The sequence below is a fragment of the Nonomuraea ceibae genome (genome assembly GCF_019396325.1).
GTDB classification, from domain to species: Bacteria; Actinomycetota; Actinomycetes; order Streptosporangiales; family Streptosporangiaceae; genus Nonomuraea; species Nonomuraea ceibae.
The window spans coordinates 1-25125 of the sequence record NZ_JAHKRO010000091.1 but is presented as its reverse complement, the minus strand read 5'-3'; the positions used below and the strand labels follow the sequence as shown (position 1 = coordinate 25125).

Annotated in this window: 26 protein-coding genes; 19 read left to right on the top strand and 7 right to left on the bottom strand. The window is 70.3% G+C overall.

The genetic code is table 11. The features are described 5' to 3' along the window. Nucleotides 1–3: 3 nt before the first annotated feature. The 6 genes from KME80_RS37080 to KME80_RS37055 are packed head-to-tail and all read right to left on the bottom strand — an operon-like array spanning nt 4 to nt 5863. Nucleotides 4–975 carry an ABC transporter substrate-binding protein gene (locus KME80_RS37080; protein ID WP_219512080.1) on the bottom strand — a complete coding sequence of 324 codons (972 nt, stop codon included), beginning with the start codon at nt 973–975 and terminating at the stop codon, nt 4–6. A gap of 23 nt (nt 976–998) precedes the next feature. After that, entirely contained in the window at nt 999–2240 is a 1242-nt protein-coding gene (locus tag KME80_RS37075) for a flavin-dependent oxidoreductase (RefSeq protein ID WP_246646378.1), read from the bottom strand. Nucleotides 2241–2295: 55 nt separating this feature from the next. Further along, nucleotides 2296–3300, bottom strand: coding sequence for a methyltransferase (locus tag KME80_RS37070; RefSeq protein WP_219512068.1), 1005 nt, complete (start codon nt 3298–3300; stop codon nt 2296–2298). A gap of 24 nt (nt 3301–3324) precedes the next feature. Next, nucleotides 3325–4137: an ABC transporter permease gene (locus KME80_RS37065; protein WP_308126088.1), complete on the bottom strand. Its 813-nt coding sequence runs from the start codon at nt 4135–4137 to the stop codon at nt 3325–3327. Beyond that, nucleotides 4101–4877 (bottom strand): ABC transporter permease, encoded by a 777-nt coding sequence (locus KME80_RS37060; protein ID WP_219512059.1) that lies wholly within the window; start codon nt 4875–4877, stop codon nt 4101–4103. The genes KME80_RS37065 and KME80_RS37060 overlap by 37 nt, the downstream gene beginning before the upstream one ends. Further along, entirely contained in the window at nt 4874–5863 is a 990-nt protein-coding gene (locus KME80_RS37055; protein WP_219512049.1) for an ABC transporter substrate-binding protein, read from the bottom strand. Before KME80_RS37055 ends, KME80_RS37060 begins: the two co-directional genes overlap by 4 nt. A gap of 429 nt (nt 5864–6292) precedes the next feature. Between KME80_RS37055 and KME80_RS37050 the strand changes: the two genes are divergently transcribed. The 17 genes from KME80_RS37050 (at nt 6293) to dprA (ending at nt 21743) form a co-directional block, all read left to right on the top strand. Continuing rightward, entirely contained in the window at nt 6293–9136 is a 2844-nt protein-coding gene (locus tag KME80_RS37050; protein WP_219512042.1) for a sensor histidine kinase, read from the top strand. Beyond that, nucleotides 9133–9555, top strand: a complete 423-nt coding sequence (locus KME80_RS37045; RefSeq protein ID WP_219512032.1) for a roadblock/LC7 domain-containing protein — start codon at nt 9133–9135, stop codon at nt 9553–9555. Before KME80_RS37050 ends, KME80_RS37045 begins: the two co-directional genes overlap by 4 nt. Nucleotides 9556–9560: 5 nt before the next feature. After that, nucleotides 9561–9962: a DUF742 domain-containing protein gene (locus tag KME80_RS37040; protein WP_219512024.1), complete on the top strand. Its 402-nt coding sequence runs from the start codon at nt 9561–9563 to the stop codon at nt 9960–9962. After that, nucleotides 9916–10530, top strand: coding sequence for a GTP-binding protein (locus tag KME80_RS37035; protein WP_219512022.1), 615 nt, complete (start codon nt 9916–9918; stop codon nt 10528–10530). The genes KME80_RS37040 and KME80_RS37035 overlap by 47 nt, the downstream gene beginning before the upstream one ends. Nucleotides 10531–10586: 56 nt before the next feature. After that, entirely contained in the window at nt 10587–12134 is a 1548-nt protein-coding gene (gene ffh, locus KME80_RS37030; protein ID WP_219512020.1) for a signal recognition particle protein, read from the top strand. A gap of 196 nt (nt 12135–12330) precedes the next feature. Continuing rightward, nucleotides 12331–12771, top strand: coding sequence for a 30S ribosomal protein S16 (rpsP, locus tag KME80_RS37025; RefSeq protein WP_219512013.1), 441 nt, complete (start codon nt 12331–12333; stop codon nt 12769–12771). Between the two features lies 1 nt (nt 12772). Then, on the top strand, nt 12773–13018 hold the full coding sequence (locus KME80_RS37020) for an RNA-binding protein (RefSeq protein ID WP_043634919.1): 246 nt from the start codon (nt 12773–12775) through the stop codon (nt 13016–13018). Between the two features lie 70 nt (nt 13019–13088). Next, a complete protein-coding gene (rimM, locus tag KME80_RS37015) occupies nt 13089–13592 on the top strand; it encodes a ribosome maturation factor RimM (RefSeq protein ID WP_219512003.1) in 504 nt (167 codons plus the stop codon). Further along, the gene (gene trmD / locus KME80_RS37010) at nt 13589–14371 is read left to right on the top strand and encodes a tRNA (guanosine(37)-N1)-methyltransferase TrmD (protein ID WP_219511995.1); all 783 of its coding nucleotides are present in this window, start codon (nt 13589–13591) and stop codon (nt 14369–14371) included. The genes rimM and trmD overlap by 4 nt, the downstream gene beginning before the upstream one ends. A 138-nt stretch (nt 14372–14509) precedes the next feature. Further along, nucleotides 14510–14872 (top strand): 50S ribosomal protein L19, encoded by a 363-nt coding sequence (rplS, locus tag KME80_RS37005; RefSeq protein ID WP_219511985.1) that lies wholly within the window; start codon nt 14510–14512, stop codon nt 14870–14872. 141 nt (nt 14873–15013) lie between these two features. After that, nucleotides 15014–15877, top strand: coding sequence for a signal peptidase I (gene lepB / locus KME80_RS37000; protein WP_219511964.1), 864 nt, complete (start codon nt 15014–15016; stop codon nt 15875–15877). After that, on the top strand, nt 15874–16464 hold the full coding sequence (lepB, locus tag KME80_RS36995) for a signal peptidase I (RefSeq protein ID WP_219511945.1): 591 nt from the start codon (nt 15874–15876) through the stop codon (nt 16462–16464). Before lepB (KME80_RS37000) ends, lepB (KME80_RS36995) begins: the two co-directional genes overlap by 4 nt. 45 nt (nt 16465–16509) lie before the next feature. Beyond that, nucleotides 16510–17178 carry a ribonuclease HII gene (locus KME80_RS36990; RefSeq protein WP_219511925.1) on the top strand — a complete coding sequence of 223 codons (669 nt, stop codon included), beginning with the start codon at nt 16510–16512 and terminating at the stop codon, nt 17176–17178. 39 nt (nt 17179–17217) lie between these two features. Continuing rightward, a complete protein-coding gene (locus KME80_RS36985; protein WP_219511909.1) occupies nt 17218–17541 on the top strand; it encodes a DUF2469 domain-containing protein in 324 nt (107 codons plus the stop codon). 255 nt (nt 17542–17796) lie between these two features. Continuing rightward, complete coding sequence (locus tag KME80_RS36980) at nt 17797–18150, top strand: YraN family protein (protein ID WP_219511891.1); 354 nt, start codon at nt 17797–17799, stop codon at nt 18148–18150. Next, the gene (locus tag KME80_RS36975; RefSeq protein WP_219511849.1) at nt 18151–19869 is read left to right on the top strand and encodes a YifB family Mg chelatase-like AAA ATPase; all 1719 of its coding nucleotides are present in this window, start codon (nt 18151–18153) and stop codon (nt 19867–19869) included. A 50-nt stretch (nt 19870–19919) separates the two neighbouring features. Further along, nucleotides 19920–21743, top strand: a complete 1824-nt coding sequence (dprA, locus tag KME80_RS36970) for a DNA-processing protein DprA (protein WP_308126087.1) — start codon at nt 19920–19922, stop codon at nt 21741–21743. A gap of 60 nt (nt 21744–21803) precedes the next feature. Here dprA and KME80_RS36965 read toward each other — a convergent pair whose 3' ends face one another. Then, complete coding sequence (locus KME80_RS36965) at nt 21804–22307, bottom strand: hypothetical protein (protein ID WP_219511846.1); 504 nt, start codon at nt 22305–22307, stop codon at nt 21804–21806. Nucleotides 22308–22941: 634 nt separating this feature from the next. Between KME80_RS36965 and KME80_RS36960 the strand changes: the two genes are divergently transcribed. Then, nucleotides 22942–23907, top strand: coding sequence for a hypothetical protein (locus tag KME80_RS36960; protein ID WP_219511844.1), 966 nt, complete (start codon nt 22942–22944; stop codon nt 23905–23907). 221 nt (nt 23908–24128) lie between these two features. Next, nucleotides 24129–25034 carry a tyrosine recombinase XerC gene (locus tag KME80_RS36955; protein WP_219511841.1) on the top strand — a complete coding sequence of 302 codons (906 nt, stop codon included), beginning with the start codon at nt 24129–24131 and terminating at the stop codon, nt 25032–25034. Nucleotides 25035–25125 lie beyond the last annotated feature (91 nt).

The window sequence follows — 25125 nt, the reverse complement described above, 5'->3', positions numbered from 1 at the left end:
CGGTCATCCGCCGACGGCGGCGATCTGCTGCGTCACGTCCGGCTTGGTCTTGAGGTAGCCGTAGCCGGCCAGCAGGTCGGCCAGCTTCTGCAGGCTCGCCTTGTCGACCTCCATCGAGAACACGCCGAGCTTCATCGCGGCCGCCGCCTGCGCGTCGATCTGCGTGTAGGTCGGGATGACCTCGTTGATGGCGGCGCGGTCCTCGCTCGCGATCTTCTGCGCCTTGGCCAGCGCCCGGTGGAAGGCGGCGGCGGTCTTCGGGTTCTGCGCCAGCCACGCCTCCGACACGCCCCAGCCGTCGATCGGGATGCCCGCGGTGACGCCGTCGGTGGTGTCGATCACCTCGGTCGCGCCCATCTTCGTCTTGGCCGCCGTCAGGAACGGCTCCACCAGCCAGGCCGCGTCCACCTGGCCGCCCGACAGCGCGTTGAGCTGGTCGGCGAACGGCACCGCGACGAACTTGACGTCCTCCGGCTTCAGCCCGGCCTCCTGCACGTGCGCGTTCGTGAGCGTCTGGCCGAGCGCCTTCAGCACGTTGACCGCCACCGTCCTGCCCTTGAGGTCGGCCGCCGTCTTGATCGGCGAGCCCTTGGGCACCACCACGCCCGCCACCCCGGGCGCCGCCTCCTGGCTGTGCTGGAGCAGCTTCAGCTTGGCCGCCCCCGAGTCGTTGATCGCCAGCAGCGACACGTAGCTCGTCAGGAAGGCATCCATGCTGCCGTTCAAAATCTTCGGCATGACGGCCTGCGGCGCCTGGATCACCTCGGTCTTGACCGTCAGGCCCTCCTCCTTGAAGAAGCCCCGCTTCTCCGCGATGAACAGCGGCGCCGACGACGGCACCGGGACGATGCCCACGGTGAGCTGGGTCTTCTCCAGCCCGGAGCCGCCGGTGGCGGGGGCCGGGCCGTCGTCGCCACAGGCCGCGACGCCGAGGACCAGCGCGAGCCCGAGGGCGCACGTGCGTGCCAACCGCATGTCACTCCTTGCTGAACGCAGGTTCAGCGCACGCTCCACGAGGGTCGCTCGTTGAGCGCGCGCACATCGGAATCGGTGATCGCGTGCTGGGCGTCCGCCAGGGCCGCCAGCTCGTCCTCGGCCAGGACGTCCCGGATATCGGCGAAGCCGCCGGGAGCCCGTCGCTCCACCAGCAGGACCATCTCGTCGGCCGGCAGCGAGCGGTGGCCCAGGGCCAGCTCGGAGGTAACCGGCCGGCGTTCGGCCTCGTAACCGGCCAGCGCCTCGGCCGGGTCGGCCGTGGTCGCCAGGTGGCGGGCCAGCACCCGGGCGTCCAGCACCGCCTGCGACCCGCCGTTGGAGCCGACCGGGTACATCGGGTGCGCGGCGTCGCCGAGCAGCGTCACCCGGCCCGTCCCCCAGAACGGCAGCGGATCGCGGTCCACCATCGGGTATTCGAGGATGCGCGCGGAGGAGGCGATGAACGACGGGATGTCGAAGTGCCGGTACGCCCACCCGGCGTAGTGCGGCGCCACGTCCTCCAGCCGCCCCGGCCGCGACCAGTCGGCCGCGCCCGTCACGCCCGGCTCGGCCACCTTGACCTCGGCGACCCAGTTGACCCGGCGCGGATGGGCGGGGGAGATGTGGTACGAGACGAACTTGCCCGCCGCGTTGGTGCCGGAGACCAGCACGGTCGAGCCGTCGAGGACCCGGTCGGCGTCGGCCACGCCGCGCCACATGCGGATCCCGTTCCAGCGCAGCGGGTCGCCCGACGGGTGGAGCTGGGCGCGCACCGCCGACAGCACGCCGTCGGCGCCGACCAGCACGTCCGCCCGCTCGCGCAGCACCTCGCCCGACGCGGTGTCGCGCAGCGTGACCGTGACCCCCGCGGCATCCTGCTCGAACTCCTCGAACCGGACGCCCAGCCGTACCGGCCCGACCCGCTCGCGCACCGCGGCGAGCAGGAGCATCTGCAGCTCACCCCGGTGGATGGAGTACTGCGGCCAGCGGTAGCCCGCCAGCCGGCCGCGCGGCAGCGCCAGGATCTCGCCGCCGAACCGGTCGGTGAAGGTCATGTACGTGGTCTCGACGCCGGTCGCGGCCAGCTCGGCGGCCAGGCCCAGCTCGGTGAGCTCGCGTACGGCGTGCGGCTGCAGGTTGATGCCCACGCCGAGCGGCAGCATCCGGGCGGCGCCCTCGACGACGACGCAGCCGATCCCCGCGGCGTGCAGGCTGAGCGCGGCCGTCAGGCCGCCGATCCCCCCGCCGACGATCAACACCCGCATCGGATGCCCCCCTGTCATGAGGCGGGGAGCGCCGCACCGGACGCTCCCCGGGCGATCACTTGGGAACGGCCTCGATGAGGCTCGCCGCCGCGCCCAGCTCGATGACCTCCGTCAGCCGGAGACCGGCCTCATCGAGAAGTGTGGCGTACTGCGCGGCGCTGCGCTCGGTGCCGCCGTCGAAGATGGCCAGCATGCGCATGTCGAGGTCGTTGCCCAGGTGCGGAGCCGGCTCGTCCGGCAGCACCACCTCCAGCACCAGCACCCGGCCGCCGGGGCCCATCGCGGCGCGGACGTTGCGCAGGATCCGCACCGCGTCCTCGTCGTCCCAGTTGTGCAGGACGCTGGACAGCAGGTAGACGTCGGCGCCGGCCGGGACCCCGTCGAAGAAGCTGCCCGCCACGACCTCGGTCCGGTCGGCCAGGCCCTCGGCCGCCAGCGCCTCGCGGGCGCTGCCGGTCACGTGGTCGAGGTCGAACAGGATGCCGCGCATGCCGGGGTTGGCGTGCAGCACCGTGGCCAGGATGTGCCCCCGGCCGCCGGCGACGTCCACCATGGAGGCGGCGCCGGCGAAGTCGTAGCGCTTGAGCAGGCCGTCGGTGAACGTGATGGCCCGGGTGGTCATGTACTCGTCGAACAGGCGGCTGGCCTCCGGCTGCGCCGCCAGGTGGTCGTACAGGTGGCCGTAGCGCCTGGCGAACGCCGAGCTGCCCTCGCGCACGGTGGACGGCAGGTTGCCCATGGCGTACCAGAAGCTCTCCTCGCCCAGCATGCGGATCGAGCTGCGGATCGAGCCGGGCACGTCGGAGCGCAGCGCGGTGCCCCGGGCGGTCAGGTCGTAGCCGTCGTCCCCGTGCGGCCTGACCAGGTCCATGCCGGCCAGCTCGCGCAGCACCCGGCGGAGCGCGGGCGGGTGCGCCCCGCTGCGCCGGGCCAGCTCGCCGGTGTCGAGCGGCCCGTCCGCCAGGTGGTCGGCCAGGCCCAGCTCCGCCATGGTCAGCAGAGCCGCGAATCGCGAAATGTCGGATACGGCCCCCCAGAGGAGGTCTTCAGATGGGGACATGTGCCCTTCCGTAGAGATGAGAGGTCAAACCGTGCGGTTGGCCTGCCGGTGCCACACCAGCACGCGGCGCTCCGCCAGCACGAACAGCCCGTTGACGGCGTACCCGAGCACGCCGAGCAGCGCGATGGCCGCCCAGACGCCGGGCGCGTCGAAGGTGCGCTGCGCGTACAGGAGCTGGTAGCCGATGCCGTCGGTGCCGCCGAACAGCTCCGAGATCACCATGAGGATCAGCGCGAGCGACAGGCTCATCCGCAGTCCGGCGAAGATCTTCGGGGAGGCCGCCGGGATGACGACCACGCGCAGGCGCTCGGCCCTGGACAGGCCGAACACGGTCGCGGTCTCGGTGTAGGTCCGGTCGATGGCCCGGGCCCCGTCGATCGTGTTGAGCAGCACCGGCCAGATCACGCCGAACACGATCACCGCGAGCTGCGTCGCCAGCAGGCCCTGCAGCAGGACCACGAACAGCGGCAGCAGCAGCGGCGGCGGGATGGCGCGGCCGAACTCGATCAGCGCGTCGACGTAGTCGGTGGCCACCCGGGAACGGCCGAGCAGCACGCCCAGCACCACGCCGATCAGCGAGGCGAGGATCCACCCGCTGAACATGCGCCCGAGGCTGGGCAGCACGTTGTCCATCGCGTCGTCGGTCAGGAACAGCCGGGAGGCCGGGCCCGAGAACCACAGCTCGTACATGCGCGCGACGATCGTCGTCGGCGGGGGGAAGTCGAGGTCGCCGGCGGCGCGCGTGACGAGCTCCCACACGACGAGGACCACCGGGACGAACCACAGCTTGTTGAGCGTCTTCACGAGCGTGCCGCCCCCGTCCGCAGCGCGTGCCACCGGAACAGGCGGCGCTCCCCGGCCAGCAGGGCGAGGTTCGCCAGCACGCCGAAGACGCCCGCCCACACGGTCGCCGCCATGATGAGGTCCATCCGGTTGGCGCTGCCGGCCATCACCACGTACACGCCCAGCCCGTCGGAGCCGCCGGCGACCAGCTCGGCGCTCACCGCCAGCACCAGCGCGATGCCGGCGGCGATCCGCACGCCCGTCGCGACGAACGGCGCGGCGTTCGGCAGGCTCACCCGCCGCAGCACGGCCAGCTCCCCGAATCCGAAGGTCCGCAGCGAGTCCTTGGCCAGCGGATCGACGTCGTGCATGCCGTACAGCGTGTTGATCAGGATCGGCCACAACGACGCGAACACGATGACCGAGACCTTCATCCACTGGTCCGACGGGATCAGCAGGATCGCGAGCGGGATGATCGCGACGGACGGGATGGGACGCAGGAACTCCACCAGGGGCCGCACCGCCTGCTCCACCGGCGGCACCGCGCCGAGCAGCACGCCCAGGGGGACGGCCACGGCCACGGCGATCAGCAGGCCGAGCCCCCAGTTGCCGATCGTCGTCAGGCTCCCGGCCAGGAAGTCCGGGTCGGCGGGGAGCCGCGCGGCCTCCAGGAAGATGACGGACGGCGGCGGGAACAGCAGATCCTCGCTCATGACGAAGCGGATGAACAGCTCGCCGGCCACAAGGAAGCCCGCGGCGCCGATGACGCCGCGGGTCAGGCGCGCTCTGGTCATCCGCTCGTCGGCGCCGGGACGATGACCGAGGAGACGTCGATGGGGCTGCTCAGGTACTTGTACTCGGCCATGAGGTCGGCGACCTTCTGCAGGCGGTCGCGGTTCAGCTCACTCGGGAAGGTGCCCAGGGTGATGACCGACGCGGTCTTGGCGTCGATCTTCGTGTAGGTCGGGATCATCTTCTCGATCTCCTTGCGGTCGCTGGAGGCGAGCTCCTGCGCCTTGGAGATGGCCCGCTGGAACGCGGCCAGCGTCTTCGGGTACTTCTGCACCCACTCGTCGGTGGCCATCCAGCCCGCGATGGGCAGGTTCTCGGTCTGGCCGGTCATCGTGTCGGCGAGCTTGGTGAAGCCGAACTGGCTCTGGTTGGCGGTGATGAACGGCTCGGTGATCCAGGCCGCGTCCGCCTGGCCGCTGTTGACCGCGTTGCCCATTTCGGGGAACGGCTTCTCGGCGAATTTGACGTCGTCTTTAGTTAGCCCCGCGACCTTCAGCTGAGTCTCGACCGCGAGCTGGGCGACGTTGTTCAGGTTGTTGACCAGGATGGTCTTGCCCTTGAGTTCAGCCACCGTCTTGATGGGAGAATCCTTGGGCACCATGATGTTGAAGGTGTTCGGACCTGCCTGATACATGTCGGCAACGAGCTTGATCTTCTCGCCCTGTGCCACGGCGGCGAACGTCGAGACGTAGTTGGTCTGCGAGATGTCGAGCTCGCGGCTCTTGATTTTCGGGATGGCCGCCGCGCCACCGGTGATGATGACCGGCTCCACGGTGAGGCCTTCCGCCTTGAAGAAGCCCTTCGCGTTGGCGATATAGACGGAAACGGGGTCGGGGATGGGGAGCACCCCGACCTTGATGGTCGTCTTCTCGAGCCCTGAGCCGTTCGCGGACGTCGTGCCGGCCTCCTCGCCGGCACCGCAGCCGGCGAGGGTGAGCGCGAGCGCGGCGCCGACGACGACCGCGCGACCGCGCAAAGTGCGTGTCATGGGAAGGTCTCCTACCAGGGGGGAAGCTTTTAGAGACTGGCAATCGGTTGCCGGGCGTGAGCGTACCGGAGCAGGGGATCATAGCTGAAGCACTATGCCGCGTATATGTTAATTTTTCTGCTTTGAGGTGTAATTATCGCGTTATGCCGCTAGAACCTGCCCTATTGGGTCTTACGGGGTATATGTCCGGATTGGCGGCGGTCGCGCTCCGTGTATGAAACCTCGCGACGTGCACCAAGGCGGGCTTGGAACGGTCTAATACTTGTGAGACGTTGGCTGAACTATGAGGTTTGTGCTCAAATTGGGCCCGAACTTGCCTGCGATCACTCCGTCGGCGTGACAAAGCCGCTCATCCCCCAGCAGGCCATGGCGAGAGGCTCCACAGTGAGGACAACAACGACCGAAGCCGGTCGTCGTAGGGCTCCAGACATGCCGCAAGAGCCCGCGCCGGCTCGGGCGCCGGTGCCGGAGGCGCCCAAACCGGGCAGCGCTTTCGCGCTGCGCAACTGGCGTGTACGCACCCGCCTCATCGCCCTCATCGCCATCCCGACCATCGTCGGCGTCATCCTGGGCGCGCTGCGCATCACGACCTCGTTCAGCAGCGCCCAGGAGTACCAGCGCATCGGCGAGACGAGCGCGCTGGTGGCGCAGGTGGGCGAGCTCTCCCGCGAGCTGGCCCTCGAACGCGACCTCGCCACCCGCTTCGTCGCCCAGAACAAGCGGCAGGCCGACCTCCAGGCGCTCACCTCGCAGTACGAGATCGTGAACGTCAGCGTCAAGCGGACCGAGGAGGCCGCCACCTCGGCCGAGGCGTCGCTGTCCGACCTGGGCCGCAGGCGCCTGGCCAACATCCGCGTCCGGCTGGACCAGATCCCCTCGATGCGCGAGACGGTCACCAAGACCCAGCTGCCGCCGCTGCCGACAATGGAGAAGTACTCCGAGACCATCGCCGAGCTGCTGCAGCTCTACGACGAGGTGGCGCAGGGCTCGACCGACGAGCAGCTCACCGCGACGAGCTCGGCCATGCGCGCCGTCGCCCGCGTCCAGGAGGAGGCCTCCAAGCAGCGCGCCCTTCTGTCCATCGCGCTGATCCGCGGCGAGTTCAGCGAGCCCGGCTTCAACGCGTTCCTGGACGCCCGCGCCCGCCGCGAGAGCGAGCGGACCTCGTTCCGCGCCGTCGCCACCGCCGCCCAGCGCCAGTTCTACGACAACACCGTCACCAGCCAGGAGATCGGCCGCGCCGAGTTCTACGTGGCCAGAGCCGTCTTCCTGCACAACGGCGGCGTGCCGCTCCAGCGGCTCGACACCACCTCCAGGAACGACGTCAGGCTCTGGTTCGACGCCATCAGCGAGACCGTCGACAAGCTGCACGTGGTGCAGAAGTCGCTGTCGCAGCAGATCGCCACCCGAAGCGCCGACCTCCAGAGCGCCGACCGGCAGGCCGCCGCGATCAGCATCGGCGTCGTCGTCGCGCTGCTGCTGCTGGTCCTCGCCGTCACCGCCGTGATGGCCCGCTCGCTCGTGCGCCCGCTGCGCCGCCTGCGCGGCGACGCGCTCAAGGTCGCCGGCAACACGCTGCCCGAGCTCGTCCGCCAGCTCCGCGAGAACGAGGTCCAGCCCGAGCAACTGCACGTGCCGCCCATCGACATCGCCTCCAAGGACGAGATCGGTGAAGTCGCCCGCGCCTTCGACGAGGTCCACCGCGAAGCGGTCCGCCTGGCGGCCGAGGAGTCCCGCCTGCGCTCCAACGTCAACGCGATGTTCGTGAACCTTTCACGGCGTTCGCAGACGCTGGTCGAGCGTCAGATCACCCTGATCGACGGTCTGGAGCAGGGCGAGCAGGACGAGCAGCGGCTGGGCAACCTGTTCAAGCTCGACCACCTGGCCACCCGCATGCGCCGCAACAGCGAGAACCTGCTGGTCCTCGCCGGCCAGGACCCGCCGCGCCGGTGGAGCCAGCCGGTCAAGCTCGTCGACGTCGCCCGCGCCTCGCTGTCGGAGGTCGAGAACTACGAGCGCGTGCTCCTCCAGGTCCCCGACGGCGTCTCCGTCGCCGGTCAGGCCGTCAACGACGTCATCCACCTCATCGCCGAGCTGGTCGAGAACGCCCTGTCGTTCTCCCCGCGCGAGACCCGCGTGACCGTCTCAGGCAGCCGCATCGACGGCGGCGGCGTCATGCTGTCCATCAGCGACTCCGGCATCGGCATGACCCAGGAGGAGCTGGCCCAGGCCAACGACCGCCTGACCGACGCGCCCACCGTCGACGTGTCCGTCTCGCGGCGCATGGGCCTGTTCGTGGTCGCCAGGCTGGCCCACCGCCACGGCATCCGCGTCCAGCTCAGGCCCCAGGGCGGCGGCGGGCTCACCGCCATGGTCCTGGTGCCCGAGTCGCTGCTCGGCGCCCAGACGCCCGCCTTCGACACCCCGGCCGCCGCGGGCGCCGCCCCGGTGGCGCCCGCCCCGGTCGCCGACCGCGGCGGCCGCATGGACGCCTTCACCCCCGCCCAGCCGGCGGCGGCCGCGGCGCCCCCGTGGCAGGGCGGCTCGTTCCAGATGAGCCCCGCCCACCCCTCGTACCCGGGCGCCGACCCCACCGGGTCCTGGCCGTCCGCGCCGCAGTGGCCCTCCCAGGCCGACGGCTGGCCCTCCGACCCGCGCAGCACCAGCGGCGGCTACGACACCGCCGACGTGTGGATCCCCTCCCGCGTCCCCGGCGGCTGGGCCGGCGAAGGCGAGCCGCTGCCCAAGCGGCCCACCGAGCAGCCGGTCCCGCGCGAGTTCGACGACTGGCCCGACACCGGCGCGCAGAAGCGCAACCGCTACGACTTCCCGGAGACCGAGTCCGCCGCCACCGGGCCCATGCCCGTGGTGGGCGGCAACGCCCCCTCCGCCGGCGACGAGTTCCTGCCGATCTTCGCCTCGGTGGAGTCGGCCTGGTTCGAGCAGGGCGGCAGCGGCAGCGCCAACTGGGGCTCGTCCACGGCCGACGCCGGGTGGAGCGCCGCCCAGGCCGCCGCCGAGCCGGTGCGCGACGGGGCGACCGCCTCCGGGCTGCCCAAGCGGGTGCCCAAGGCCAACCTGGTGCCGGGCTCGGCCGACACGGCATCGGCCCCGAAGGGCGTCGTCCCGATGCCCACGGTCTCGCCCGACCGGGTACGCAGCCGCCTGTCCAGCTTCCAGCAGGGCTTCCGGGCGGCACGCGACGACATCAGCGGGGGCAGGGCATTCTCCTCTGACCCGAGGAAAGACGACAACAGGGAGGAGGGCGCGTGAACGACCTGAGTCATTCGGCGCGCGGCGTCGACTGGCTGATCACCGACTTCGTGAGCACCGTCCCCGGCGTCGCGCATGCGGTGGTGGTGTCGTCCGACGGGCTGCCGCTGGCCGCGTCGTCGGGGTTCCCGGCGGACCGGGCCGACCAGCTCGCCGCCATCGCTTCCGGCCTGGTGAGCCTGACACAGGGCGCCGCCCGGGTGTTCGAAGGCGGTGCGGTCAATCAGACCATCGTGGAGATGCAGCGGGGGCTGATGCTGATCATGGCGATCAGCGACGGCTCCTGCCTGGCCGTGCTCGCGGCCCCCGACTGCGACATGGGACTGGTGGCGTACCAGATGACATTGATGGTGGATCGCGCCGGACAGGTGCTTACCCCGGCGGTGCGCGCGGAGCTGCGCGCCAGCCAGACCAGGTGATGTAGGTGACGGACCCGAGATGGAACACCGGCGGCTGGGACCCTCAGCCGCCCCCGCAGCCGGCCTCCGACCCCGCGTCGCCGGTCCGTCCCTACGCGGTGACCGGCGGGCGCACCGCGCCCAAGCTGAAACTGGCGATGGAGGCGCTGGTGTCGTCGGCCACGGCCGAGCACCGGGAGTTCTCCCACATCACGCCGGAGTACCAGGCGATCAGTCAGCTCTGCAGGCAGGTGCGCTCGGTGGCCGAGGTCTCGGCGCTGTTGCGGATGCCGCTGGGCGTGGTCCGGGTGCTGATCGCCGACATGGCCGCCGAAGGCCTGGTCCGCGTCCACCAGCCGCAGCTGGAGGCCGGAAGGCCGGATGTCAACCTGCTTGAAAGGGTGCTCAGTGGACTTCGCAGGCTCTAGCCCCGGCCTAACCTCGACGAAGATCGTCGTGGCCGGGGGATTCGGGGTGGGCAAGACGACGTTCGTGGGGGCCGTGTCGGAGATCATGCCGCTCACGACCGAGGCCGTGATGACCGACGCCTCGGCCGGCATCGACGACCTCGGCATGACCCCGCTCAAGTCGACCACCACCGTCGCGCTCGACTTCGGCCGCGTCTCGCTCGACCGCGACCTGATCCTGTACGTGTTCGGCACGCCCGGGCAGCACCGGTTCTGGTTCATGTGGGACGACCTCGTACGGGGCGCCATCGGGGCCGTCGTGCTGGTCGACACGCGGCGGCTGGCCGACAGCTTCCCCGCGATCGACTACTTCGAGGAGGCCCAGCTCCCGTTCGTGGTCGGGATCAACGGCTGGGAGGGGCAGTACCCGCACACCGACGCGGAGGTGCGTGACGCGCTCACGCTGGCCCCGCACATCCCGCTGGTGCGGCTCGACGCCCGGTCCAAGGACTCGGTCAAGAGCACGCTCATCAACCTGGTCGAGCACGCGCTCTCGGTCCGGATGGCCGTGCCAGGCTGGAACGGCTAGCGAAGCGGATAGGCTGAGACCAGACCCACATTCGCTTTCGAGGACTGGCCAACCACGTGTTCGAGACGCTATCCGACCGGCTGACATCGGTCTTCTCCTCCCTCCGATCCAAGGGGCGACTGTCCGACGCGGACATCGACGCCACCACCCGCGAGATCCGCATCGCGCTGCTCGAGGCCGATGTCGCGCTGCCGGTGGTCAAGGCGTTCGTCGCCCAGGTGAAGGAGCGCGCCCGCGGCGCAGAGGTCTCCCAGGCGCTCAACCCGGCGCAGCAGGTCGTCAAGATCGTCAATGACGAGCTGATCGAGATCCTCGGCGGCGAGACCCGCAGGCTCCGCTACGCCAAGACGCCGCCGACGGTCATCATGCTCGCCGGCCTCCAGGGCGCCGGCAAGACCACGCTGGCCGGCAAGCTGGCCCGCTGGCTGCGCGAGCAGGGCCACGTGCCGCTGCTCGTCGCCGCCGACCTCCAGCGGCCCAACGCCGTCGGGCAGCTCCAGGTCATGGGCGAGCGCGCCCAGGTCGCCGTCTACGCCCCCGAGCCCGGCAACGGCGTCGGCGACCCGATCGCCGTGGCCCGCCAGTCGATCGACGAGGCCCGGCGCCAGCAGCACGACATCGTCATCATCGACACCGCCGGCCGCCTGGGCATCGACCAGGAGATGATGAAGCAGGCCGCCGACATCCGCGACGCGGTGCGGCCCGACGAGGTCCTGTTCGTCGTCGACGCCATGATCGGCCAGGACGCCGTCACCACGGCCCAGGCGTTCATGGAGGGCGTCGGCTTCGACGGCGTCGTGCTGACCAAGCTCGACGGCGACGCCCGAGGCGGCGCGGCCCTGTCGGTCAGGCACATCACCGGCCGGCCGATCATGTTCGCCTCCACCGGCGAGAAGCTGGAAGACTTCGACGCCTTCCACCCCGACCGGATGGCCTCCCGCATCCTTGACATGGGTGACATCCTCACCCTGATCGAGCAGGCGCAGAAGACGTTCGACGAGGAGCAGGCCGCCAAGATGGCGGGCAAGCTCACCTCGGGCGAGAACTTCACGCTCGACGACTTCCTCGAGCAGATGATGATGGTCCAGAAGATGGGCCCGATCAAGAACCTGCTCGGCATGATGCCCGGCATGGGGCAGATGCGGGACCAGCTCAACGCCATCGACGACCGTGACCTCGACCGCATCGCCGCCATCATCCGCTCGATGACGCCCGGCGAGCGGCAGGACCCGAAGATCATCAACGGCTCCCGCCGCGCCCGCATCGCCGCCGGCTCCGGCGTGACCGTCAGCGCCGTCAGCAACCTCGTCACCCGCTTCTTCGAGGCCCAGAAGATGATGAAGCGCATGGCGGGCGGCATGGGCATCCCCGGCATGCCGGGCGGCCGGGGCAAGGCACAGAAGGCTCAGAAGAAGGGCAAGAAGGGGCGCCGCGTGAGCGGTGACCCGCGCAAGGCGGCCCTCGGCAAGCAGGCCCAGGAGGCGCCCGCCGACGAGCCCAAGCCGGGCGGCGTGCTGGGCAACCTCGGCGGCAAGCTGCCTCCGGGCATGGAGCTGCCGCCGGGCTTCGACCCGTCCAAGCTCAGGCTGCCGGGCCAGAAGTAATTTTTGCCGCGCGACGCCGGTGCGGAGTGCGGGGCAGTGGCGCGCGTCTGGCACAATGGCATGTTGGAACACCGTGACCAGGCGGGTGCCCTCTCACCTCCCGCCGGCCGCGTTTGTCCCTGGAGTCGGATTCGCATCGTGCCCCACTCGATGAGGAGCCGCTCACCCGCGCTCTAATGCAGGAGAGACCACACCCGTGGCAGTCAAGATCAAGCTCAAGCGGCTCGGCATGATCCGCAACGCTCAATACCGTATCGTCGTCGCCGACAGCCGCACCAAGCGTGACGGCCGGGCGATCGAGGAGATCGGCCTGTACCACCCGAAGGAGAACCCTTCGCGCATCGAGGTCAACGCCGAGCGCGCCGCTTACTGGCTGGGAGTCGGCGCGCAGCCGACCGAGCCGGTGCTCAAGCTGCTCAAGCTCACCGGTGACTGGCAGAAGTACAAGGGCGAGCCCGCGCCGGCGCCGATGAAGGTCGCCGAGCCCGCGCCCGACCGTCAGGCCATCTACGAGGCCGCGGCCAAGGAGGCGCTGTCCGGTGGCGACACCGGCACGGCCGCCACCACGCCGAAGAAGGCCAAGAAGAAGGACGAGGCCGAGGCCCCTGCCGAGACCCCGGCCGAGGCGGAGGCCTGAGGTGCTCGAGGAGGCCCTCGAGCACCTCGTCAAGGGCATCGTCGAACATCCCGACGATGTCCGGGTCCGCGCACGCCGCATCCGCAGCGGGCGCGTCCTGGAGGTCCGGGTGCACCCCGAGGACCTGGGCAAGGTCATCGGACGCGGTGGGCGCACCGCCAAGGCGCTGCGCACCGTCGTGAACGCCCTGGCCGACGGGAAGTACGTCCGGGTCGATCTGCTCGACCTGCACGAAGCAGTCCGTTAGCGTCAGGAAATTCCCCGCGCCCTCATCGGTTGCCGCCGATGGGGGCGCTCCGCGTTGGAAAGAGGTACAGGTGCAGCTGGTCGTCGGCCGGATAGGCCGCCCGCACGGCGTACGCGGCGAGGTGACCGTCGAGGTGCGCACCGACGATCCCGAGGTGCGCTTCGCCGCCGGCACGTCGATCGCCACCGACCCGCCGGGCCGGGGGCCGCTCGTCGTCGAGAGCCGCCGCTGGCACAAGGGCATGCTCCTGGTCGCCTTCGCCGGCGTCGCGGGCCGTGACGCGGCCGAGGAGCTGCGCGGCACCATGCTGGTCATCGACTCCGCCGACGTGGCGCCGACCGGCGACCCCGACGAGTTCCACGACCACCAGCTCATCGGCCTCGCGGTCGTCACCACCGGCGGCGAGCCCGTCGGCGAGGTCACCGACGTGCTCCACCGCGGCCAGGACCTGCTCGTCGTTAAGCGCGCGGGCGGCGGTGACGACGCGCTCATCCCGTTCGTCAAGGCCCTGGTGCCGGAGGTGGACCCGGAGGGCGGCAGGCTGGTCGTCGACCCGCCGGAGGGCCTGCTGTGACCCGGCTCGACATCATCTCGATCTTCCCCGAGTACTTCGCGCCGCTCGACGTCTCCCTCATCGGCAAGGCGCGCGAGCGCGGCATCCTCGACGTGCGCACCCACCAGCTCCGCGACTGGGCGCACGACGTGCACAAGACCGTCGACGACACCCCGTACGGGGGCGGTCCCGGCATGGTGATGAAGCCGGAGGTCTGGGGCGAGGCGCTCGACGACGTCATCGGCGACGGAGCCCCGCGCATGATCGTGCCGACGCCGAGCGGCCGCCCCTTCACCCAGGAGCTCGCCCAGGAGCTGGCCGCCGAGCCGTGGCTGCTGTTCGCCTGCGGCCGCTACGAGGGCATCGACTCGCGCGTCATGGCCGAGTACGGCACGCGGCTGCGCGTCGACGAGGTCAGCATCGGCGACTACGTGCTCGCCGGCGGCGAGGTGGCGGTGCTGGTGATGGTGGAGGCCATCGGCCGGCTGCTGCCCGGCGTGCTCGGCAACGCCCACTCGGCCGTCGACGACTCCTTCGCGCCCGGCGCGATGCGCAACCTGCTCGAAGGCCCCGTCTACACCAAGCCGCCGGTGTGGCGCGGGCACGAGGTGCCCGCCGTGCTGCTGTCCGGCCACCACGGCAAGGTCGCCCGCTGGCGCCGTGACGAGGCGCTGCGCCGCACCGTCGCCAACCGGCCCGAGCTGGCGGCGGCGATCGACCCGGCGACGCTCGACAAGCACGACCGGCGGCTGCTCGACGAGCTGTCGTTTCGCCTCCCGCCGGAAGATGTGGCACACTGAAGCGTTGCCAATCGTCAGGTGGTTGGTCAGCCATGCCCGGGAAAGCGTTCCCGGGTCCACCAGATCAGCAAGCGTGTCCGCCACGAGCCCAGGCCGGGTGGACCTCCGCGTGCTCGCGAGACTTGAGGAACAGCTCTCATGCACACGAAGATCCAGGAGCTCGAGAAGGCGACCCTGCGCAGCGACGTGCCGGACTTCCGTCCCGGTGACACGCTCGAGGTTCACGTCCGAGTCGTCGAAGGCAACCGCTCCCGCGTCCAGGTCTTCAAAGGGTTCGTGCTGCGCCGTCAGGGCAGCGGCGCCCGCGAGACCTTCACCGTCCGCAAGGTGAGCTACAGCGTCGGCGTCGAGCGCACCTTCCCGGTGCACAGCCCGGTCATCGAGAAGATCGTCCTCGTGACCCGTGGCGACGTCCGCCGTGCCAAGCTCTACTACATGCGCGACCTGCGCGGCAAGGCCGCCCGCATCCGCGAGAAGCGTGAGAGCACGCCCGCGAAGTAAGCATGCTTTCCCCGAATGGCCCGCACCGAGGTGCGGGCCATTCGGTTTTGCGGGGCCCTTTCCTTTATGTGGAGCGACTCGTGAGCGGTGTAACGTCGGTCGAGGCTTGTCGGGCCGGGACATCATCTAGGCTCGTCAGCAATGACTAGCGAGAGCCAGGAGCACGGCGCGCCGCGCCGCCCTGTCGAGGACGAGGTGGACGTGGTCGCCGAAGACACTCAGAAGCCGGCAAAAGACGGGAAGAAAGAGAAGAAGAAGGGGTCGTTCTGGAAAGAACTTCCCGTTCTGGTCGTCGTGGCGCTGGCGCTGGCGCTGATCATCAAGACCTTCGTCATCCAGGCCTTCTACATCCCGTCCGAGTCGATGGAGAACACGCTCCTCACCAACGACCGGGTGCTGGTCAACAAGCTCGTCTACCACACGCGCGACATCGAGCGCGGCGACGTGGTCGTCTTCTCCGGCGTCGACTCCTGGGACGGCGAGTTCCAGTTCGAGGAGCCGGCCAACCCCGTCGCGGGCTTCTTCCGCTGGGTCGGCACCGCGTTCGGCGTGGTCCCCGGCGAGAAGGACTACATCAAGCGCGTCATCGGCGTCGGCGGCGACCACGTCAAGTGCTGCGACTCCCAGCAGCGCATCACCGTCAACGGCGTGGCGATCGACGAGAGCGCCTACCTCTATCCGGGCAACCTGCCCTCGCGGGAGCCGTTCGACATCACGGTGCCGCCCAACCGCCTGTGGGTGATGGGCGACCACCGCCAGGTCTCGCTGGACTCGCGCTCCCACACGGGCGACCCCGGCGGCGGGTCCATCCCCGAGAGCCAGGTCATCGGCCGCGCCTTCGTGATCGTCTGGCCGTTCTCCCGCGCGACCACGATCCCGATCCCCGACACGTTCGCCCAGCCCGCGCTCCAGGCGCTGAGCGGGTCCGCCCCGCTGGTCGCCGGATTCGCGCTGGCCGTACCCTTGGTCGTGGTCCGTCGGCGCTGGCTGGTGAAGAGGCGATGACGGCCGTCACCGAGAAGGCAGAGGGCGTGGAGAAGAAGAAAAAGGGCGGCTTCCGCGAGACGATCTACCTGCTGGTGCTGGGCGTGGGGATCGCGCTGGTGCTCCAGGCGTTCGTGATCGGGTCGTTCTACATCCCCTCGGAGTCGATGGAGAACACCCTCAAGATCAACGACCGGGTGTTCGTCAACAAGCTCGCCGGCGCTCCCGGGCGGGGCGACATCATCGTCTTCAAGGGCTGGAACGGCGAGGACACGATCAAGCGCGTCATCGGCGTGGCCGGCGACCGGGTCGTGTGCTGCGACTCCAAGAAGCGCCTGACGATCAACGGCAAGGCGCTGGACGAGCCCTACCTCTTCCCCGACGACTTCCCCTCCGACGAGAAGTTCGACATCACGGTGCCCAAGGGCAAGCTGTGGCTGATGGGCGACCACCGCAGCGCCTCGGCCGACTCGCGCAGCCACATGGAGGAGCCGGGCAAGGGGTTCATCCCGGTCGACGACGTGATCGGCACCGCCGTGGTGCGCTACTGGCCGCTGTCGAGAGGGACGATCTTCACCACTCCCGACAGCTTCGCGAAGATCGAGTAGCTTCGGTCGCGGTATGCGGCGAATGGGGCGTACGCTTCGTGTGTCATGACAGTTGCGTTCCGCCCTCGACCGAGCGTCGTCCGGCGTGATTCCGGAATCTACGCCTACGAGCGGGCGCTCGCCCGGCGCGGCCTCACCCCCATCGCGGGGGTCGACGAGGCAGGCCGCGGGGCCTGCGCGGGCCCGCTCGTGGTCGCCGCGGTCATCCTGCGCAAGGAGATCAACGGCCTGGGCGACTCCAAGCTGCTCTCGGCGCCCGTACGTGAGCGCCTCTACGAGCGGATCGTCGACACCGCCCACGTGGGCGTCGTCATCATCCCGCCCGGCGAGATCGACGCGCGCGGCCTGCACAAGTGCAATGTGTCGGGCATGCGGCGGGCGGTCGCGCGGCTGTCCTGCGACCCTGGGTACATCCTGACGGACGGATTCCCGGTGCCGGGCCTGCCGGCGCCGTCGCTCGCCGTGTGGAAGGGGGATCAGGTGGCCGCCTGTGTGGCGGCCGCGTCGATCGTGGCCAAAGTGACGAGGGATCGGTTGATGGTCGCGCTGGACGACGATTATCCGCTGTACGGTTTCGCCGAGCACAAGGGGTATGTGACACCACAACACCGCCTCGCACTGGGGGCGCACGGCCCGTGTCCGCACCACCGTTACTCGTTCGTCACGGTGGCCAGGGAGATGGGCGAGAATGAAATGGGGGCCGGCGTTGCCTAGCCGGGCACACCGGGGGACCGGTACGACAGGAGGACCGCGATGAGCGCAGAGGATCTCGAGAAGTACGAAACCGAGATGGAGCTGCAGCTTTACCGCGAATACCGCGATGTCGTCGGGTTGTTTACGTATGTGGTGGAGACGGAGCGGCGCTTCTATCTGACCAACTCGGTCGACCTGGAAGTCCGCACGGCGGAGAACGGCGATGTGTTCTTCGACGTCAAGATGCAGGACGCCTGGGTCTGGGACATGTACCGACCGGCGCGCTTCGTGAAGAATGTCCGGGTGGTGACGTTCAAGGATGTGAACGTCGAGGAATTGGCCAAGGCCGACCTGGAAATGCCGAAGGAGGGCTTCTCGGGCTGACCGTTTCCGGGGGTGACCGCTTCCGGGGCTGACCGCTTCCTGAGCTGGTGGTTTCCGGGGCTGGCGGTTTTCTGGGCTGGCCACGTCCGGGGCTGTGGTTTCCTGGAGCCGGTCGTTTCCGGGGGCTGGTGGCGGCGCGTGCGCACGCGTTCGTCCACAGGCCCGGCCCCGGTGCCCCGCACTTATCCCCAGAACCCCGTTCGGCCACTGCCGGCCCCGCCTCCATGAGCGAAAGTCGCTCCCCGGAGGTGCCACATGGCCGCGAAGAACGACCTGGGCAGGCACGGCGAGCGACTGGCCGCCGACTACCTGCGCTCCCAGGGCATGACCATCATCGACCGCAACTGGCGCTGCCGCCGGGGCGAGATCGACATCATCGCCGAGGATGGCGCCACGCTCGTCGTGGTCGAGGTCAAGACCCGATCGAGCAGATCCCACGGCACGGCGCTCGAGTCCGTCCGCCCCGCGAAAGTGGCCAGGCTGCGCGCCCTGGCCGCCACCTGGCTCGCCGCCCAGCCCCAGCCCTACGCGACCGTGCGGGTCGACGTGATCGCGCTGGAGCGCTTCGCCGGCGACTACTCCCTGCGTCACGTGCGGGGGGTGAGCTAGATGGCGGTCGCGTCCACCCGCAGCGTCGCCCTCGTCGGCGTCACCGGCAGCACCGTCGAGGTGGAGGCCGACGTCGGCAGCGGGCTGGCGGGCATGCACCTCATCGGCCTGCCCGACACTGCGCTGAGCGAGGCCCGCGAGCGCGTCCGGTCGGCCATGGTCAACAGCCACTACGCCTGGCCCGACGCCCGCATCACCGTCAGCCTCTTCCCGGCCAGCCTGCCCAAACGCGGCAGTCAGTTCGACCTGGCCATAGCCGTGGCCATCCTGGGCGCCGCCGGGCTGGTGCCCGCCCAGCGGGTCGCGGACATGTTCTTCCTCGGCGAGCTCGGCCTCGATGGGCGGCTGAGGCCGGTGCGCGGCGTGCTTCCGTCGGTTCTGGGCGCCGCCGGGGACGGGGCCGCCACCGTGGTCGTCCCCGCCGCCAACGCGGCCGAGGCGGCCCTGGTGCCGGGCGTGCGGGTGGTCCCGGTCGCCGACCTGCGCCGGCTCGTCGAATGGCTGCGCCGAGGCGACCCCCCACCCGCCGTCCCGGCCCCCGCTTCGGGCCCTGCCGTGGCGCCCGCTCCAGGCTCCGCTGTGGCGTCCGCTTCAAGCCTCGCTTCAGGCCCCGCTTCGGGCCCCGCCTCAGGCCCCGGTTCGAGCCCCGCTCCAGGCCCGGCTTCGGGGTCCGCTTCGGGCCGCGCTTCGGCGTCCGCCGAGGCTTCCGGGCCCGCCCTCCAGGCGGTGGCCGGCGGCCCGGCCCCCGCCGCCCGCCCCGACCTGGACCTGTCGGACGTGGTCGGCCAGCCGATGGCCAGACGCGCCCTGGAGGTCTGCGCCGCGGGAAACCACAACCTCTGGATGCTCGGCCCACCCGGCACCGGCAAGACCCTGCTGGCCGAACGCCTCCCGACCCTGCTGCCCGACCTGGAGCTCGACCACGCGCTCGAAGTGACGGCCATCCACTCGGTCGCGGGCGTCCTACCGCCCAACAGCCCCATGGTCAGCCGCCCGCCCTTCGTCAACCCCCACCACACCGCCTCCGCCGCGGCCGTCATCGGGGGCGGCAGCACGGTCGTGCGCCCCGGCGCGATCTCCCTCGCCCACCGGGGCGTGTTGTTCATGGACGAAGCACCGGAGTTCCCGCGCCACGTCCTCGACTCGCTCCGCCAGCCGCTGGAGTCGGGCCAGGTCACGGTGGCGAGATCGGCGGGCTCGGTCACGTTCCCGGCCCGCTTCATCCTGGTGCTGGCCGCCAACCCCTGCCCCTGCGCCCAGCCCCAGGACCAGGGCGAGAGCTGCCACTGCTCGCCCACGGTCCGGCGCCGCTACCTGGGCAGGCTCTCGGGTCCGCTGCTCGACCGCATCGACATGAAGGTCACCGTGGCTCGCTCCAGCAGGCGCGAGCTCCTGGCCGACCGGCAGTTCGTCGAGTCCAGCCGCACGGTCGCCCAGCGCGTCCTGCTGGCCCGTGAGCGCGCCGCCAAGCGCTTCGCCGGCACCCCCTGGCGCACCAACGCCGAGATCCCCTCGTCGTCTCTGCACGCCGACTACCGTCCGGCGGACGCCGCCATGCGCCCCATCACGAGCTGCCTCGACTCCGGCACCCTCAGCGCGCGCGGCCTCGACCGCGTCGTCCGCGTCGCCTGGACCCTCGCCGACCTGGCCGGCAAGGACCGCCCCGACGAGGACGAGACCTCCGCAGCCCTGGCGCTGTGGCTCGGCCTGACCCCCTGACCCGCCCCTTTTCCCTGTCCGTTCGCCTTCCGTCTCCAGGAGAAGCCCCCGTGCACACCCCCGACCACGAGGCCCGTGCCGCCCTCATGCGCGCCGCCGACGCCGGCGACACCGCGATGGGCCGCCTGGTCTCCCACTACGGCGCCGTCCGGACCGCCGAAGCCGTACGCGCCCAGCGCCTCCCCGACACCGGCGACCCCCTCCCGGCCGACGGAGACCACCCCCGAGACCACCCCCGAGACCATCTCGGAGACCACCCCCGAGACCACCTCGGAAACCGCCCGGGAGACCACCTCGGAGACCTGAGCCACCGCCTTGCCACCTGGCACGCCCGCCTCGCCACCTGGCACGCCCGCTTGACCGCCGCCGACCCCGCGGCGGACCTCGCCGCCGGCCACGAGGCCGGAGCCAGGCTCGTCATCCCCGGCGACCCGGAGTGGCCCACCCAGCTCGACCAGCTCGGCGCCGGTCGCCCGCTCGGCCTGTGGCTCCACGGCAACGCCGACCTCCGCTTCTCCTGCCTCAGATCGGCGGCCGTCGTCGGCGCCCGAGCCGCCACCCCCTACGGCGCCCACGTCGCCGCCCAGTTCGGCATCGGCCTGAGCGAGTCAGGCTGGACCGTCATCTCGGGCGGCGCAATCGGCATCGACGCCGCCGCCCACCGAGGCGCCCTCGCCGCCGACTCCCCGACGGTCGTCGTCCTGGCCTGCGGCGTGGACATCCCTTACCCGGCCGAACACCAGCCCCTCTTCGCCGCCGCCCGAGACCAGGGCGTCCTGGTCAGCGAGTGCCCGCCGGGCGTCCACCCCACCCGCGCCCGCTTCCTCATCCGCAACCGCCTGATCGCCGCACTTTCCCGGGGCACGGCCGTCATCGAAGCCGCCCTTCGCAGCGGCGCGCTCAACACCGCGACCCACGCCCTCACCCTCGCCCGCCACCTGGCCGTCGTCCCCGGCCCCATCACCTCGGCCCAGTCAGCGGGCTGCCACCGCCTCCTCAGAGAGCAGAAGGCCGTCTGCGTGACCTCCCCCGAAGAGCTCATCGAGCTCGTCGGCACGATCGGCGACGACCTCGCCCTGCCCCAGCGCGCCCCCGCCCTCCCCAGAGACGCCCTGTCACCCCAGACCCGCGCTGTCCTGGACGCCATCCCTTCGCGAGGCGGCGCCGGCCCGGCCACCATCGCCGTGGCCGCCGGCGTCCCTCTCAACACCGCCCTGAGCGCCCTGGGCTCCCTAGCGGCCGCCGGCTACGTCGAACGCGTCCCAAAGGGCTGGCGCATCCGCAAACCTCCCTCGCCCGTCTACCCCAAAGCCACCCCCACCGCCGTAGACCAGCCCACCCCCCCTCCGGAACAGCACGCCGTCCCTTCCGAGCACCGCGTTTCGGGGCAGCGCGCTGTCTCGCCGAGGCCGCCCGGGGCGCCTAAAGAGCAGGGCGCCGTTTCTACAGGGCCGTCTGGCGTCCCTTCCGGACAGCCCGCTGTCTCACCGGAATCGCCCAGGGTGCATTCCGAGCAGCGCGCCGCCCCACCCAGCGTCCCGTCGGAACGAGACGCTGCGCCATCGGAGCCGCCCGCTGGATCAGCTCAACCACCCGCTCACCCGCCCGGATCGCCCGGATCGCCCGTCCCTTCGGACCGCCCACTGCCCGACGCCTCCGCCACACCCGAGCGAACCTCCTTTCCTCGCCCGGCTTCCCCCGAGGGACGGCCCACTCCCATCCCCTCACCCCGCACCGGCTCTCCGGCGCTCACGCCCTCGTCCAACGCCAGCTCACAAGAGGACGAGACGCCGCTCCCCTCACCGGCGTCCGCGTCGCAGCCCTGTCACCCGGAGAATCAGATGATCCCCTCACCCCGCCCGGAGCCGCCATGATTGCCCTTCGCCGTACGTCGAGCGCGTCGCTTCCAGTACCCCTGAACAGCGATGCCTTCGTCAATCGGCGCGTATCCACCTCCGGTGCCGCCGGCTCGTGCTCTTGACGACCTGGGCCGGGGAGTCGCCGGACGGCCAGATCTGCAGGAAGTAGCGATCGGGCGCCTGCTCCTCGTAATAATCGCAGTGGCTCTCGTCCAAACCATGAACGTGATACCGCAACCGATACTGACCAGGACCGGAGGGAAGGGGCGGGAGCGCGTAAATCTCCTCATCTCCCCACTCGTGGAGCGAAACGCTCCCCGTCGCCGAGGTGAAGCCAATCTCCACGATGTCCTCGTACGCGTCCAAGTCCGGATCAGGCTCGAACGGCGCCACTTGAACGTCGAACCGCACCTTGCCGTAGTGCGTGCCGATGGTCAGCAAGGCGGCGCCTTCCATCACGCTGATGACCCCGAGAGATTGCCCTTCGTCGTCATGACCTAAGTGCTCGGGAATGCCCGTCTCGTCATAGTCGTCGAGCAGGTACGCCTGGCCGTAATCGATACCGAGGGCGATGGTCATGGTGTGAGCGCTGGGCTGGGGTTCCGTCATGAGCCGTGATCGTAAAGCTCAACGCCGACATTCTGCCTGGCGGCGGACTCGGCCTTTTCGACACGGCAACTGAAGGTCCCCGCCCTGTCGCCCGCTCGGAATCCGCCGCCCTCTGTACGGGCGGCCTTCTGTACGGGCGGCCTTCTGTACGGGCGGCCTTCTGTACGGGCGGCCTTCTGTACGGGCGGCCTTCTGTACGGGCGGCCTTCTGTACGGGCGGCCTTCTGTACGGGCCGCCTTCTGTGCAGGCTGCCTTCTGCACAGGTCGTTTTCGTGCGGCGCGATTTTGTGCGGGGCGCCATCCGTGCGGGCCGCTACCGTGCGGCGCGATTTCGTGGGGGGGGCCATCCATGCGGGCCGCTTCCTGGTGGGGTTCTCCATGGGGACCGGGTTCCACTCGGATCGGCTTCCGCGTGGACCGTTTCCGCGTGGACCGGGTTCGCGCGGGTGTTGCCTAATGTCGGCTTCAGGTATGGGCGGCCTTCAGCAGGGAGGGGGTCGGTGGTAGGGCTGGCCTCCTTGCAAGCCGGGGGTGTGCGGGAATGTGTCCGCATCCGGCGAGGGGGACTCTGGGCGTAGCTCCGGTTGTCCTCCAGGAGGTGCCGTGTCCGCTGTTCTTGGTGCGCTGCTTCGCCGGGTGGCGCGGTGGCATCGGCCGTTGATGCTGATGGTCGCCGCGATGCTGTTGCTGCTGGTCGTCTCGGCGGTTGGGCTTGTGGTCGACGGCCGGGTGCTTCTGGGGGCTCCCGTGTGGCTCAAGCCGTTCAAGTTCGCGGTGTCGATGGCCGTTTACGGGACCACTCTGGCCTGGATGCTGTCTCTGCCTCATCGGGGCAGCAAATGGACCTCTGGGCTGGCCACGGTTTTCGCCGTCACCGGGTTCGTCGACACCGCCATCGTTGCGATCCAGGCTGCTCGCGGAACCTTCAGCCATTTCAACAAGTCCACCGAATCGGCCGAGAGAGTCATGCAGGTCATCTTCGGCAACGGGGTGCTTCTGATCATGCTGGCCAACATCGCGCTCGCGGTCATTCTGGCCGTACAGCGCGTCCATGCCGATCGTGCGATGAGCCGGGCGATTCACGCGGGGCTCACCCTGGCCGTCGTCGGCATGGCCCTGGGCTTCCTCATCCCCATGCAGGGGAAGGCGGAGATCGCGCTGACCACCGGGGGTGAGCGGGTGTTGCTGAGCAGTGGGCACAGCGTGGGCGTGCCCGACGGTGGCCCCGGCCTGCCTCTGACGGAGTGGAGCACCACGGGTGGTGACCTGCGGATTCCTCATTTCGTCGGATTGCATGGGCTTCAGGTCATGTTGATCGGAGCCCTGCTGCTGGCTGCTCTGGCGGCTCGCTACCCGCTCTTACGTGACGACCGGACTCGTGCTCGGCTGATCGGTGTGGCCGCCGTCGGCTACACCGGCCTGATCGGCTTGCTCACCTGGCAGGCGCTGCGTGCTCAGCCCTTGATCCGTCCTGATGCCCTGACGTTGGCTGCCGGCGCTCTTCTGGCGGCGCTCACTGCTGTTGCGGCTGCTGTGGTGCTGGTAGCGGCCGGGCCAAGGAAACCGTAACCCGTGCTCGCTTTGGCCAGTGGGCTCGCGAGGCGCCCTTGCTGGCCGCAGCCGAACTGGAGATGGATGTAGTGGGCCGGACGCTCCGGTGTAGCGGATGTGGGTGCGAGGAAGGGGGAGCTTGGCTTCGGGGTAGGCGGGTGGAAGTGCGGTGAAGGTAGGGGGCGCCGGGGCAGACTGGGAATGGCGTTCAGGCGTGCTGTTCGTTAGTTGTTGAGCAAATGGAGGCGTTCGTGGGGGATGGGCCCGAGGCCGGGGACGTTGTTGCGGAATTCGAGGCCTATTTGCGGTTCGAGAGGGATTTGTCGCCTCATACCGTGAGGGCTTACTTGGGGGATGTGGCCGAGCTGCTGGCTTATGTGGGCGGGGCGGTGGAGGCGCTGGATGTGGTGGCGCTGCGGGGGTGGTTGGCGGCGCAGCATGACGCGGGGAAGGCGCGGGCGACGCTGGCTCGGCGGTCCGCCTGTGTGCGGACGTTCACCGCCTTCTGCCATCGCAAGGGGTGGCTCGGCAGCGATCCCGGGTTGCTGTTGGGGACGGCCAAGGCGCCGCGGCAGTTGCCTGCCGTGCTCGATCAGGAGCAGGCGCGGCGGGTGTTGGACGTGCCGGTGGAGGGGGAGCCCAAGGATCTGCGCGACCAGGCTCTGCTGGAGCTGCTGTACGCCACCGGGATTCGCGTATCCGAGTTGTGCGGGCTGGATGTGGATGACGTGGATCGGGAGCGGCGGGTCGTACGGGTGCTGGGCAAGGGACGTAAGGAGCGGTCGGTGCCGGTCGGGAGGCCGGCGATGCGGGCGTTGGACGGGTGGTGCGTGTACGGGCGGCCGTTGTGGGTGCGGCCGGGGTCCGGGGCGGCGTTGTTCCTGGGGGTGCGGGGCGGGCGCATCGATGCCGGGACCGTCCGGCGGGTGGTGCATGCGCGGGTGCGGCAGGTGGAAGGGGCGCCCGACATGGGGCCTCATGGGTTGAGGCACAGCGCGGCTACCCATCTCCTGGAGGGTGGGGCGGATCTGCGCAGCGTGCAGGAGTTGCTGGGGCATGCCTCGCTCAGCAGTACGCAGGTGTACACGCATGTGTCGATCGAACGGCTGCGTAGCGCCTATCGGCAGGCGCATCCGAGGGCGTGACGGCGGGACCTCCTGCGGGTGCTCAGCGGGGTGGGCGGCGGCGGGGGCGGCGGGGCTTGCGGTGCTGGCCGGTGGGGGTGGGCGGGGGATC